Here is an 11,888-nt window from a genome sequence, read left to right as displayed (position 1 = left end):
TAAAAAATCCTTTGTTTTGACCTTGTTAGGGTGCGAAATGTGAGATATAAACATAAAGATATATATATGCTCATTGAAAAGTTGGTACCGTCAAGAATTTTGTGTAATATAATGGGGGTAGGGTTTCTCTGAAATGGATTTGGAATGAATAGGGAACTAGTTTCCTCCACACAGGAGACTGAATATTCAGTCTCCTGTGTGGAAAGGGAGAATCCCCCTATTTTGTTTATTTACAGTATTTGGTTAATGATAACGTTCTTCAAACATTCGCTCGAGGGCTTCCTGTGCTTCGGCAAATCCTCGCAACTTTCGCCCTGCCCATTTCTCATTAAAATCTTGAATGGTCAAATATACGATTTTTTCAGCGGCTTCTAAACTATTCAAACTGTTCATCGGCTTTAGACGTTTCCGAATCTCCTTGATCGTTCGTTCAATGGCATTCGTCGTGTAAATCACACTTCGAATACTGCTTGGATAATCCATAAATGTAAGGAGGACATCCAACTCATTGGCCCAAGATTGAACTTCTCTCGGATACTTGCTTGACCATTTCGACTCAAACTGTTGAAACATCTGTAACGCCATCTCCTTATTCGGCGCGCGATAAATCAGCCTGAGATCCTCGGCCACTTCAAATTGGTCTTTTTTCCGAACACGATGGAGCGTGTTACGGACTTTGTGAACGACACAACGCTGCACATCGGCTTTCGGATAAACCGCCTTAAAGGCTTCCTCCAACCCTGGTAGTCCATCGAATATGCCCAGAAGCACTTCCTTGGCGCCTCTTTGGTAGAGGTGTTGAAGAATTTCCTGCCATACATAGGCGCTTTCTTGTCCTCCCACAAAGAAATCAAGAATTTCGCGATATCCTTCTTCGTTCACCCCTAACACCACATAAATGACTTCTTTCTCCACGGTTTCGCGACGAAGTTTTACGTATAAACCATCCAAATATAAGACGGAATAACGCTTGTGCAGTGGACGAGTGTGCCATTTCTCGATGTCTTCCTTCACGACATCGGTAATACGGCTGATCGTCGCAGGAGAATAGGTGCTTCCTAGAATTCGTTCGATAAACTTGCCAATTTCCCGTGTACTCATGCCACTTTGGTACATCCTAATGATTGCTTCCTCCAGCCAGCCGGTGTGCCGTTGGTAAGGGGCAAACAACTGTGTTTGAAATTCTCCGTTTCGGTCTCTAGGGACCAAAAGACCTTCAATCCGGCCATATTGCGTATCTAGATTTCGTTGATAGTAGCCGTTTCTCATATTTGATGTTCCGGCCTGTTCTATTTCGAGGAAATTCTTGATTTCTTCCCGCATGATCAGTTCTAATTTTTCCTTTACAAACTGACGAATGACACTTTCCAGTTGATTTGCCCAGTCGACATTCGGTATACTTTTAGACATAGGTAGGGTTCTCCTTTCTCTGGAATGTTTGGGTTCAATCAGAGAATACCCTACCTTTTTTATTTTGATCTAGTAAAATGCTTTACACAAAATTTTATACATCATCGAAAAGTTAACCTTCGTATAAGTGGTGCCCACTCCGGTTATACTGCTCCTAAGGAAAAGAATGGAAAAGGAGCGGAATTCTGCATGAAACGTCTCAAAATCACCAACGATCACGGATGGACACCTCGGACACTTCGCAAACAGGAACGGAAAATCAAAAACACCCTTCTTCGCCAACGGGTGATGGCGGTTCGCCTGGTCATGGAAGGCTATTTGGGCAAAGAGGTGGCCTCCATGGTCAACGTGTGCCGACAAACCGTTTCCCATTATGTGTCGCTGTTCAACGAAGGCGGTCTGGAGCTCTTGCTTCATCGGGATTTCGCCCCCGGGCGGGAGCCGTTTCTCACCGAAGAACAGCAGGAAGAGATCAAACAGCTTGTGTTGACCACCACTCCCGCGGAACTGGGCTGGGACGTCGCTTCGGCGTGGAACACCAAACTCCTGCAATCCTATGTCGAAAAGCACTTCGGTGTTTCCATTTCCCGCGAAGCGTTGCGAAAACTCCTGCACCGCAAAGGGCTGTCGTGGACACGGCCGACCTACACATTGGCGAAAGGCGATCCGGATCGACAAAAGAATTTTGAGAAACAGATCGACTTCATAAAAAAAACTTAATGGATCCTGATTCGGTCTTGTTGTACCTTGATGAAACACATATCCGCTCTTACCATGTCTTGCGGTCCACATGGTCGGAAGTCGGCCGCCAAAAACAAGTGCCGACGTTCGGCCATCATGCCCACGTATCGCTGTTTGGCGCGGTCAACATCCACGATGGCGAAACGGTGCTTCATCAAACGACCGCTGCCAATGCCGCGACGTTCTTGGATTTCTTGAGAATGCTCAAAGAGCGCTATCCGGACCGTCTCATGGTCTTGGTGTTGGATAACGCCCGCATTCACCATGCCAAAATGGTCAAGGAGTTTTTGCAGGAAGAAGGGCAGTGTTTTCACTTTATTTACCTTCCTCCCTATTCGCCACAGCTGAACCCGATCGAACGCTTATGGAAATGGCTGAAAGATACGGTGATTGCCAATGTATTTCACAAGGATCGCAACGATATCATTCAAGCCATTACTCGGTTTGTCAACTACATCCACGAACGTCCGGAGGAAGTGCTGCAGCGCTTAGGGTGTGCAGGATGACTGAGAAGTTAACTCTTCATGTTGCATGTATATAGATTTGTTTAAAGAAGATTGGTGTTAGAATTATAGAAAATGGGGGTGTGGTAATGAGTAAAGATAAAGAAACTCCTGAAAGAAGAAGAGAAAGACTAAGGCAAGAAGAATTAAAAAGAAATCCAACTGGAAATATGAACGATGCGTTTAATAGGGCTGAAAATGGAAACCTTGCTGATTTAGTAGGTAGCTTAGGTTGGAAAGGCACTGGAATACTTATTCTTGTAATCATAATAGGTTTTATAGTTGCATCGATATTCTTAAAGTAAGGAGACCTCTTTTTATGCACTTCTTAACATTTCAACTGTTGTATTATTCGATTTCTGATACACTGAAATAAGCATTTGTTCTGTTCTACTCGTTTGTCAAATGCTAAATTCTTTTTTAAACAGCCAAAATAAAAAAGCGCACCGTCAGTGGTACGCTTATCTTGCTTACTTGCTCTATGAATTCGGAAAAAGGGGCCGTGAGGATATCCCTGCCGCTGCAACACTCCGAAGCAAGCCGCTTCACGCATCGCGTGTGCTATTCAAAATAATTCCGATTACCAGACATCACTTTGCCTATATATTTGATTTTCCTTTCTATCAATCAATTTAGTTAGAAAAATTAAAATCGAATTGTCTTTTCCCACGATATTACCGCATTCTGTCTCTTCGCTTTTAAATAATAAAACAGGCTGTGGAAAAACAACACAATAAACAATGCGTACGAGTAAGCGAATTTTTTGCTCATTTACCGTTCTGACGTAACCAACCACACCCACTGCTCTTTTCGTTCGTTATTCAAAATAATTCCGAACCCCATTCACAATCGCATCGGTGACTTGCTGCTGGTAGGAATCGGTGGCAATGATGCTTGCCTCGGTCGGATTGCTTAAATATCCAAGCTCCATCAGCACCGACGGCAGTTTGTTTTCGCGAATGACGTAATAGTCCCCGAAGCTGATGCCGCGGAACGGAATCGCCATCATGTGCGAAAACGGCTCACGAAACGAACAGGCAAACAAGTAATCAGAAAACAGATCGTAATAATAGATCGTCGTTCCCGCCACGTTCGGGTCTTTTGCGCTGTTGTAGTGAATGCTGATAAACGCATCGGCGTGATAGCGGTACGCCGTTTCCACCCGCTCTTGCAAGGTGAGGTAACGGTCGTCGGTGCGCGTCAACACGACATTCGCTCCGTATGGTTCGAGCTTTTCCTTTAATAGCTGCGCCGTTCTTAATGTCAACGTCTTTTCCATCAATCCTGTTTTGCTGATCGTGCCGCTGTCTTTGCCGCCGTGGCCCGCATCGATCACGATCGTTTTTCCTTCCAATGTTTTCGAGTCGCGTTGATCCCCCGTACTAGCGGAAACAAGCCAGCCGGCAATATAGCCTGTCGTCCCGCTTGGCAGTTCAATTTCATACCAATTGCCGATTTTCCCAAGCACGCGGTAGCGCTCACCGTTTTGCGCTATCGCCTGGACAGGGCTTTCGAGGGACGGAAGCGCACGGATGTTTACATTAGGATACAATACGGTCACAAAAGAAGACGCCGTCTTCGAAGCGGTAGAAATGTATTCGCTCGCCACCCAGCCGACCTTGCCGTCGTCCGTCCGAATTTGATACCATTTTCCTTGTTCCGCTGTAATGGCGACTTGCTCACCGTAAGCCACTTTTCCAACCGGTTCCGCCGCAAGTGACGGCTGCGCCCGAACATTGAGCGAATCTGCCGTGATCCAGCCAGTTTTCGTTGTTGTTTCTTGGTGCTGATACGAGGAAAGATAAGAAGAGGAAACCCAGCCAATAAGCGAAGAGGTGACGACTTTCACCCAGTCATCCTCGGTTTCTACCACATAAACAAGCTGGCTTTGAGAAAGACGGCCAATAACATCTCCACTAAGGCTTGGGGCAGTCCGCGCCCGCAGCCCATCCTCTGCCACTACAGCCTGCTTGCGGACATAAGCTATATATGGTTTTGCTACCCATCCTGCTTGATTTGGCTTTACCTGTACTTTCACCCATCCATCTTTTTCCTCAACGACACGATACGTTTCTCCTTGGTCAACCTTCATGATAACGCGATAGGGCGTTCCCGGACCTTGGCGAACGTTCACTTCCTTTTCTGTCACGACTACCGTCTGTCTCTCATCTTTTGCCGCGAGCGCCGGCAGCGCCAACCCCGCCATCATAGCGAGGCAAAACAAAAATAATAGCAATCTTATCCGCCGTAAACGCAACAACGATCCCCTCCAGCTCGTCTATGTTTCTACTAAATAGTTCGAGGGGGCAAACTGTTTTCCTGTCTATGCGTCCGGAAAACCTATCGACAGAAATAGCGCTCCCTCTTGTACAGAAGAAGCGCTTCTCGCGCCGCCAAAGCCGTTTCTTTTCGCTTTAGTGGCGGGCCCGCCGTTATCGCCAAAAAGCGACACGAAATGGACTTTCACACATTTTTAGTAATTTGATTGATTTCACGAACGCAGCCATACATCTAAAAAAAATAAAGGGACGTCCCTTTTTTGGGATATCCCTTTTCCTTTGTTTATAATTCAGTTACAAATTTCAGCAACCTTTCTAGCTGTTCCTTCCTGGCCAACACATAGCCATTCCCTTTTTCATCATAACGTCTCGGCAGCCCTTTCGTCTGCCGCGCTATCCTGTCAAACATCGCTTTTCCATCGTCCATGCGCTCTCGATTTCGGCCGCGGCTAGCCTTTGTGTTGCGCCCGTATCACCTCGAGCGCCAGCGCTTGCATCGCCTCACAGACTAGCTCGGCATCAGCTTCATCGATCTCCCCTGCATCGACCCATTCGGCCACGAGGTTTTCGGTTAATTTCATCACCTTTTTCTCATCCCAGCCTTCCCGCTCGAGCAGCTCCTCCATTTTCGCCATCAGCTCGTCAAACAATAAGTCGATTTCGTCCTCTTCCATATCGTCATCAAAGAGCCACCCGTCCTCATCGGAAAGGTCCCAATAATCATTAGCAGAATCATCCTCGTCATCAACCAGCTCCCAGTCGTCATTATCAAGAAAATCCAAATCTTTATCGTCCCATTCGTCGTCATCATCGATCATGCTGTCGAAAGAAAAGAGCATCAGATCGTCCACTCTGGCGGACATCTTGTCAAGCGGCACTTCGTATAAGAAGGCGACCTCCTCTTCCTCCAACTCTTCCCCGCCCGCTATGGCGCAGACGAAATAATGGAGGGCGGCCGCATATACTGCTGGATGGCCGATACGCGGATGCTCCTTATTGCAATACGCGCGCCAGATGACATGCGCCCGCACTAGCGCCTCCTCCTGGTCATTCGGGAAACGGCTCCTTAGCTCCTGCATCACCGCCTCGTACTCCGGCTTTTCCCATTCCATTTGCCGCACGAACTCCCAAATAAGCTGGCTCACCGCAAGATCCATCGCTTCTGGAAAAGCGTGGCGCAAAAACGCGCGGCCATCGGTTTCCCCGTGCTGCTCCTGCTCCTGGCGCAGTGTAGCGATCAACCGTCCGGCACCAGCGTGCGGAAACACAAGCAGCGTTGTGAAATACGTATACGCTTGTCCATATGGCACTAATAAACCGATAAGGATATCCCCTTCTTCCATCTCCGGCACTTTATCGGCCTCGAAAATATGGACCTGCTTTTCTTCCCCGGTCAGCACATCCCGGACGAATAAATTCCGTTCCCCATCGCGGCCGATGAGTTCGTCGAACGACGGCACCGCGCCTTGCCACGACTCAATTTGCGTCCGCACCGACGGACGCCAGCGCGCACTGCGACGGTCTTGCAAATAAGAGGCAAAAATCGTTGTGTCTTCGCTTTCTAGCGGTAGGCAGAAAATCGCCCAGTTGGTGACAAACAGTTCGATTCCGATCGCCAGCGTTTCCGGTAGCCCTTCCGTCTGCCGCTCTTCGAGAAACGGAACGATCTCATCTTCATAACGGTCTGTTGCATACGCCAATACATCGCGCATACATTCCCCTAACTCCCGTTCCAAAACCGACTGCAGCGAAACGGTTTTTTCCTTGCCGCAGCAATGCTTATACTTTCTGCCGCTCCCGCACGGGCACGGAGCATTCCGCGAAATCGTTGCCAATAGTTTCACCTTCTTTACAAATTCGGCCATGCCGTTATTTTCTTAATTGTACCATAAACACCAATTGTTCTATAGCATAGAAAATGAAGTCACACCGTATCGATTTCTTGCGGTCTCGCTCCTGTTTGTCCTCAAGCAAAAATGAGAGTGGGCACGAACATCGCGGCTTGGCTTTTCCTTTTTGCACCAGTGATACAAGCCAATCCCATGTCCTATAAATCGCACCGAAACACGTTATATCCATTTCAATACGGATATTGCAGCTTGTCGACAAAGTCGGCAGGCTTATGATGTTGACAAAAATGAACATGTGTAATATTATTCTTACATGTAAAATATTTATTACACGTGTTATCAAATTTTTAACTATTAAATGTCCCAAAATGAAAGGAGGGTGCTGAGTACCGTAAAAAAAACACTTGAAACTTAAAACGGGGGTTATAGCAGTGAAAAAGATTTTGTAAGATGCGGAATCAAAAGGGAGAGACATAGAGATGGTCAATAAAAATTCGAGCTTTTCTGGAGATGAATTGTCTGGAGATGAATTGCTTGCTATATTAGAAGCTCTGTCGAACCCTCATCGCTTAAAGATTATTTCCATATTGGCGAAAGAGAGGCAGTATGTGAGCCAATTAGCAAGAGCCGTCCAGATGAGCCGGCCCTTACTTTATATGCATTTACAGAAACTAGAGGCAGCAGGGGTGGTAACGAGTGAATTAGAGCTGTCGGAGGACGGCAAATCCATGAAATATTATGAATTGAAGCCCTTTGATATTCGTTTAACGAAAGAATTGATTGCAAAATCGGTCAGCACACTGACGATTAAGAAGAAAGGAGAATGAACACGATGCATACGGATATATTTTATGGTTTAACGGTAATGACATTAGCAGTAATCATTATCGTCTATTTGATCAAAACATGGCAGATCAAAATACAAGCAGGGAAAGAACAAGCTTATCAAAAAATGTCCGAAGAATTGCTTGCTTTACAACGAAACACAAGCGAACATCAAAAGCAAATTCTCCAAGAACTTCAAGATCTGAATAACCGAATGAAAAATGTTGAAAAAATACTTCGAGAGGTAGAATAAGGGCAGAGCAAAGCGTTTGAACCAATCACTTTATATTTTAAGAACCATCTATAAGAAATGCCAAAACCAGGGGGAACCCTAGTTTTGGCAACAACCTTTAATAGTAAGTAAGGGAATTCAAAATTTCGCTTAAACGAAGTTCCGCGCAAGCCATGGAAGTGTCCGCTACCCCATAGTACATTTTCACCATATCTCCTTCGACAATTGCCCCGCATGAAAACACGACATTGCCGAAAAATCCGTTCGTTTCATAATCTGCTTCCGGCTCTAAAATCGGCTGTTCCGAACGGGCGATCACTTTGGTCGGGTCATGCAAATCGAGTAAAACCGCTCCCATACAGTAACGGTTATCTTTCGAAGCGCCGTGATACAATTCAAGCCAGCCCCGATCGGTTTTAATCGGAACCGCTCCGCCGCCGATGCGGCCACTGTCCCACTTATCTTCCCGCAATCCTAGCAAAAACTGATGGTTCCCCCAATACAGCAAGTTATCCGACTCGGCGATCCATATTTCTGGTGCACCATTGCTCTTCGGTACCGGGCGATGCAATGCATAGTATTTTCCATTGATTTTTTCCGGAAAAATCAACACATCTTTATTCTCTGGCGCAAAAATCATCCCATGATGCGTGACTTGCTGAAAATCTTTTGTCGATACCATCGCTTCTCCTACCCCGTTCGGAGAAACCGCGCTGAAGTAAATATAATACGTGTCGTCAATCAACGTAATGCGCGGGTCTTCTATTCCGAATACTTCGAGTTTATTAGATGGATAGACAAACGGTTTATCCTCTACCGTAAAATGTCTTCCATCCTTGCTGCGGGCAATGCGCAAATAAGACAAGGACGTTAAGTAAGCAAACTGCCCTGTCGAAGCGTTCTGAATCACTCGCGGGTCGGAAAAATCATATCTTGGATCATCTTTTCGAAATTCGTATATTTCTACTAATCCTGTATCGGGATTAAAAACAGGCGCTTGTACGATATTCTCATCATGCGACACCGGCCGTTCCGCCACGCGAAGCAACAAAATAATCTCGTCTCGAAACTTCGTTACTCCTGCATTAAATGTTCCGATTACTTCAAACCCTTCATGATAGGGCGGAACATCTTCCGGCGTAATGAGCGGATTTTCTTCATACCGATAAACGTGCATGCCTATCTCTATCCCTGCCTTTCGTATTTTATGAATGGGTCGACAACGGTAATTTTTTGTGCTTCCGCATCGCTAATTCCCGCATAAAGCTCCGCCGTTCCATCCTCTTTTCGAATTAACCCGCCGCTAAATACGACATCGACAAGGTCTGGCCGCTTTGCGGGACCTTCGAGGAAATGCGAACGCGTCGCGATCAACTCGATATTCGAAATTTCCATCGTATCCGGATTCAACACAAACACCATCGGATAATAATGGCGGTTTCCATCCTTATCGAAACGGGCAATATGCCCGAGAACACCGACAAGACCGTTAGAAAGCAAGTGCGGTTCATTGACCCCGCCCCATTCCTCATCGATGAACTGATTATCCAAGAGCGGAGCGCCTTCGATGACCTCCATCGTCAAATCGTCCAGTGACGTGATGCGGGTAAATCCAATTTTCCCACGTCCTCCTTTTTCTCCTTGCGGGCGCGTAAACACGCCAATCGACCCGTCTTTCAGCTCGACTAAGCGAATATCTTTCATTCCATCCGGGCCTTTCGCAAACTCTGCTAAACTAGCAATATTCTTCCCTTTGTAAAAAACCGTTCTCCAGCCTAAAGTGTTCTCGATGCTTGGATGGGAGAAAGTTTCCACCCCACCGAAAACTAAATCGCCATGAATTTTCGAAACAAACGGATCCTGCAGGGCAAAAACAGGCGCACCTTCCCTTGGCGTCCATTTTCCATCCCGATGGACAAAGAAATATACTTCCGATTGCTCGCTATCTCTCGACTCTACTCGGCCGGCAATGACCATCTCTCCCTCATCTTCAAACGGCGCGGAAATATTATACACATCTCTTTCCCCTACGCCCGTGAACACTAATTTTTCCGCCTCAAACGGCTGCGCCGCATATCGGAACTCTTCCAATAACGCCTCGCATGTCTTGATCGTAGGTGTCCTAAATAACATAAAAACCAAAATCCTCCCTAAATCTATATGATGAACGCCTCATACGGTTGCAAAGTGATCTGTTCCATTAAAAGAATGTTCTAACATTGACTAGATGCCAAAAGGCGAGAAGGTGGAGCCAAATCCTTTTTACATCCCCAGACAGCCTCCTGCCCGCTGAAATTTAACACCACCAATTTTTCTTCCTGATCCTTGTACCAAATATAGTAGATGACTTCCCCATCCTTTTCAAGCATCCAATATCTCCCTAAATAGAAAGCACGATATGTCTTTCTTAACCGAAATGCTTCCTAAATGAAGGATATCTCCGAAGAACGGATAAGTCTTCGGAGCCAACTTCTCCCGTCAAAAATCGGTCAGGGTAACGCCGCACTATGGACGCAATGCCCCTGATCACATCTTTTCTGATCTTTGTCATACAGATGAACTTGTTCGTTTTTTCATTATAATATGATATGGATTGTCAGGAAATATGCCATCGACTTTCAAGAAATTCTTCTTTCAACGAAACTGATCAAGCGGGAATCCACCGCCTTAGCTCCGAACAAGCGCGAATAAACATATCAAAGGAGCCGAGCACCAAAGAAGATGCTCGGCTCCTTTTAGTCAACATTGCCGCTTCCAGTGAATAAGGCGATAAATTCTTCGTCAATATCAACAACGATAAATTCAATATCTTTCACCGGTTCCAACACTTCTTTGAAGATGGCGGCGACTTTTGCTTTATCCAAATTTCCTACCCCTGTTCCCAACGCTGGAAGGGCCACCTTGTCAATTCCATGTTTTTGACAGTAAGCGACTAAATTGTTTAAGCATGTTTTGACAATGTCATAAGAAGTCGCCCCTGCTGGCTCTTTCATCGTCACTAGATGAATAATGCGTTGAAACGGAAGGGTTCCCGCATGGGTGACATAAAGGTCGCCTGGCATCGGATTTTGCTCCTGGCAAACTTTGATCGCTTCCGTCTCAATCTCTTTGCCGCCGGCTTTGCGAATCGCGGCCGCCACTCCCCCTCCCATCGGACCGATTCCGTTTGCCGCGTTGCAAATGTACGAAACATCTTGAAGCTTGGTAATGTCTCCACGCACGGCTTTGATCATAACGATTCCCTCCTCCTATGTCATCAGTGGTGACAGGCGCCGAGCCCATCTAGACCTCTCCCCTTATCCGGCAGGGAGAAGGCCTTTTCTAGCGTTCGCCTATTAAAAAGTTTCGTAACACAACGGCATGATTGCATTCTTGATCCTTAGCCCCGTAAAGGAGGGTTACTTTTTCTTTTTTTGCCATCGCAATCAGTTCCCTGACAAGCATTTGTTTTTGTTCCTCCGTTTCAAGCTCCGTCACATAACGCTTTGAAAATTCTTGAAACCGCTCTCTTTTATGATCAAACCATTTTCTAAGTTCGGGGCTTGGGGCAATCTCTTTCATCCACAGATCAATTTTTGCTTCCGTTTTAGAGATGCCTCTCGGCCAAATCCGATCGATTAAAATTCGTTTTCCATCTGCTGAATCATACGGTTCATAAATTCTTTTTAAAAAATAATCTCCGGCCATTCCACCCACTCCCTCTTGAAACCCTCTTAAAATTATCATAGCGCATCTTTCCCAAAACAAAAAGGGAAGCAATCTCTCTGTTTTGCCGGGTCGCACTCCGGTATTTTTAATCTGGCTGACAAGTGACAGGCACCAAACCTAAAGGCTGCACATCATTTTCATATTCAAATGACAGAGATGACACGCACTAAGACGGGGGAATATAATAGTAAAAACAAGTGAGGATGGAAAAATGGCAGGTGGTATATCGTATCATGCGAAAGACGAAATGAAAAAATAGATAATGACACGATTATGGACCACATTAATAACTGTCGTTGGTTATCCTCTATATCAAAACTGATTGAATCAATTAAAGAAA

14 protein-coding genes are annotated in these 11,888 nt (G+C 45.9%); 5 read left to right on the top strand and 9 right to left on the bottom strand.

What is annotated here, in order from left to right; all coding sequences use genetic code 11:
- Nucleotides 1-243 precede the first annotated feature (243 nt).
- Complete coding sequence (locus tag BDD39_RS02345) at nt 244-1,410, bottom strand: IS256 family transposase (RefSeq protein ID WP_166907797.1); 1,167 nt, start codon at nt 1,408-1,410, stop codon at nt 244-246.
- A 189-nt stretch (nt 1,411-1,599) separates the two neighbouring features.
- Here BDD39_RS02345 and BDD39_RS16545 point away from each other — a divergent pair, with 189 nt between their 5' ends.
- The 3 genes from BDD39_RS16545 to BDD39_RS02330 all read left to right on the top strand — a co-directional run bounded on the left by BDD39_RS16545 (nt 1,600) and on the right by BDD39_RS02330 (nt 2,959).
- The gene (locus tag BDD39_RS16545; protein ID WP_166907794.1) at nt 1,600-2,130 is read left to right on the top strand and encodes an IS630 family transposase; all 531 of its coding nucleotides are present in this window, start codon (nt 1,600-1,602) and stop codon (nt 2,128-2,130) included.
- Complete coding sequence (locus BDD39_RS16540; protein ID WP_166907792.1) at nt 2,130-2,657, top strand: IS630 family transposase; 528 nt, start codon at nt 2,130-2,132, stop codon at nt 2,655-2,657. Before BDD39_RS16545 ends, BDD39_RS16540 begins: the two co-directional genes overlap by 1 nt.
- Nucleotides 2,658-2,743: 86 nt before the next feature.
- Nucleotides 2,744-2,959 carry a DUF6366 family protein gene (locus BDD39_RS02330; RefSeq protein WP_166907790.1) on the top strand — a complete coding sequence of 72 codons (216 nt, stop codon included), beginning with the start codon at nt 2,744-2,746 and terminating at the stop codon, nt 2,957-2,959.
- A 512-nt stretch (nt 2,960-3,471) separates the two neighbouring features.
- Here the strand turns inward: BDD39_RS02330 and BDD39_RS02325 are convergent.
- The 3 genes from BDD39_RS02325 to BDD39_RS02320 form a co-directional block, all read right to left on the bottom strand.
- Entirely contained in the window at nt 3,472-4,911 is a 1,440-nt protein-coding gene (locus BDD39_RS02325) for an N-acetylmuramoyl-L-alanine amidase family protein (RefSeq protein WP_166907788.1), read from the bottom strand.
- 305 nt (nt 4,912-5,216) lie between these two features.
- The gene (locus BDD39_RS16205) at nt 5,217-5,360 is read right to left on the bottom strand and encodes a hypothetical protein (protein ID WP_208404320.1); all 144 of its coding nucleotides are present in this window, start codon (nt 5,358-5,360) and stop codon (nt 5,217-5,219) included.
- A gap of 22 nt (nt 5,361-5,382) precedes the next feature.
- On the bottom strand, nt 5,383-6,768 hold the full coding sequence (locus tag BDD39_RS02320) for a YecA family protein (protein WP_166907786.1): 1,386 nt from the start codon (nt 6,766-6,768) through the stop codon (nt 5,383-5,385).
- Between the two features lie 494 nt (nt 6,769-7,262).
- Between BDD39_RS02320 and BDD39_RS02315 the strand changes: the two genes are divergently transcribed.
- Nucleotides 7,263-7,610 (top strand): ArsR/SmtB family transcription factor, encoded by a 348-nt coding sequence (locus BDD39_RS02315; RefSeq protein WP_166907784.1) that lies wholly within the window; start codon nt 7,263-7,265, stop codon nt 7,608-7,610.
- Between the two features lie 5 nt (nt 7,611-7,615).
- Nucleotides 7,616-7,861 (top strand): hypothetical protein, encoded by a 246-nt coding sequence (locus BDD39_RS02310; RefSeq protein ID WP_166907782.1) that lies wholly within the window; start codon nt 7,616-7,618, stop codon nt 7,859-7,861.
- Between the two features lie 97 nt (nt 7,862-7,958).
- On the opposite strand, the gene BDD39_RS02305 is transcribed toward BDD39_RS02310, so the two are convergent.
- The 5 genes from BDD39_RS02305 to BDD39_RS02285 all read right to left on the bottom strand — a co-directional run bounded on the left by BDD39_RS02305 (nt 7,959) and on the right by BDD39_RS02285 (nt 11,527).
- Nucleotides 7,959-9,017, bottom strand: a complete 1,059-nt coding sequence (locus tag BDD39_RS02305) for a BtaManbiosPhlase (protein WP_166907780.1) — start codon at nt 9,015-9,017, stop codon at nt 7,959-7,961.
- A gap of 8 nt (nt 9,018-9,025) precedes the next feature.
- Nucleotides 9,026-9,973, bottom strand: a complete 948-nt coding sequence (locus BDD39_RS02300) for an MTP-1 family protein (RefSeq protein WP_166907778.1) — start codon at nt 9,971-9,973, stop codon at nt 9,026-9,028.
- Nucleotides 9,974-10,053: 80 nt separating this feature from the next.
- On the bottom strand, nt 10,054-10,209 hold the full coding sequence (locus tag BDD39_RS02295; protein ID WP_166907776.1) for a hypothetical protein: 156 nt from the start codon (nt 10,207-10,209) through the stop codon (nt 10,054-10,056).
- Nucleotides 10,210-10,575: 366 nt separating this feature from the next.
- Nucleotides 10,576-11,073 carry a macro domain-containing protein gene (locus BDD39_RS02290; protein WP_166907774.1) on the bottom strand — a complete coding sequence of 166 codons (498 nt, stop codon included), beginning with the start codon at nt 11,071-11,073 and terminating at the stop codon, nt 10,576-10,578.
- 88 nt (nt 11,074-11,161) lie between these two features.
- The gene (locus tag BDD39_RS02285; RefSeq protein WP_166912222.1) at nt 11,162-11,527 is read right to left on the bottom strand and encodes a DUF488 domain-containing protein; all 366 of its coding nucleotides are present in this window, start codon (nt 11,525-11,527) and stop codon (nt 11,162-11,164) included.
- Nucleotides 11,528-11,888: the final 361 nt, after the last annotated feature.

The organism is Saccharococcus thermophilus (assembly GCF_011761475.1).
GTDB lineage: Bacteria > Bacillota > Bacilli > Bacillales > Anoxybacillaceae > Saccharococcus > Saccharococcus thermophilus.
The sequence above is the reverse complement of the archived record's forward strand: the minus strand, read 5'-3'. Positions and strand labels throughout refer to the sequence as shown.

Bases quoted from the DNA above. Each gene is read 5' to 3' on its own strand.
- BDD39_RS02330 (WP_166907790.1), top strand. From the start codon at position 2,744: ATGAGTAAAGATAAAGAAACTCCTGAAAGAAGAAGAGAAAGACTAAGG.
- BDD39_RS02345 (WP_166907797.1), bottom strand. From the start codon at position 1,410: ATGTCTAAAAGTATACCGAATGTCGACTGGGCAAATCAACTGGAAAGT.
- BDD39_RS16205 (WP_208404320.1), bottom strand. From the start codon at position 5,360: ATGGACGATGGAAAAGCGATGTTTGACAGGATAGCGCGGCAGACGAAA.
- BDD39_RS02295 (WP_166907776.1), bottom strand. From the start codon at position 10,209: ATGCTTGAAAAGGATGGGGAAGTCATCTACTATATTTGGTACAAGGAT.
- BDD39_RS02300 (WP_166907778.1), bottom strand. From the start codon at position 9,973: ATGTTATTTAGGACACCTACGATCAAGACATGCGAGGCGTTATTGGAA.
- BDD39_RS02315 (WP_166907784.1), top strand. From the start codon at position 7,263: ATGGTCAATAAAAATTCGAGCTTTTCTGGAGATGAATTGTCTGGAGAT.
- BDD39_RS02305 (WP_166907780.1), bottom strand. From the start codon at position 9,017: ATGCACGTTTATCGGTATGAAGAAAATCCGCTCATTACGCCGGAAGAT.
- BDD39_RS16540 (WP_166907792.1), top strand. From the start codon at position 2,130: ATGGATCCTGATTCGGTCTTGTTGTACCTTGATGAAACACATATCCGC.
- BDD39_RS02285 (WP_166912222.1), bottom strand. From the start codon at position 11,527: ATGGCCGGAGATTATTTTTTAAAAAGAATTTATGAACCGTATGATTCA.
- BDD39_RS16545 (WP_166907794.1), top strand. From the start codon at position 1,600: ATGAAACGTCTCAAAATCACCAACGATCACGGATGGACACCTCGGACA.
- BDD39_RS02290 (WP_166907774.1), bottom strand. From the start codon at position 11,073: ATGATCAAAGCCGTGCGTGGAGACATTACCAAGCTTCAAGATGTTTCG.
- BDD39_RS02310 (WP_166907782.1), top strand. From the start codon at position 7,616: ATGCATACGGATATATTTTATGGTTTAACGGTAATGACATTAGCAGTA.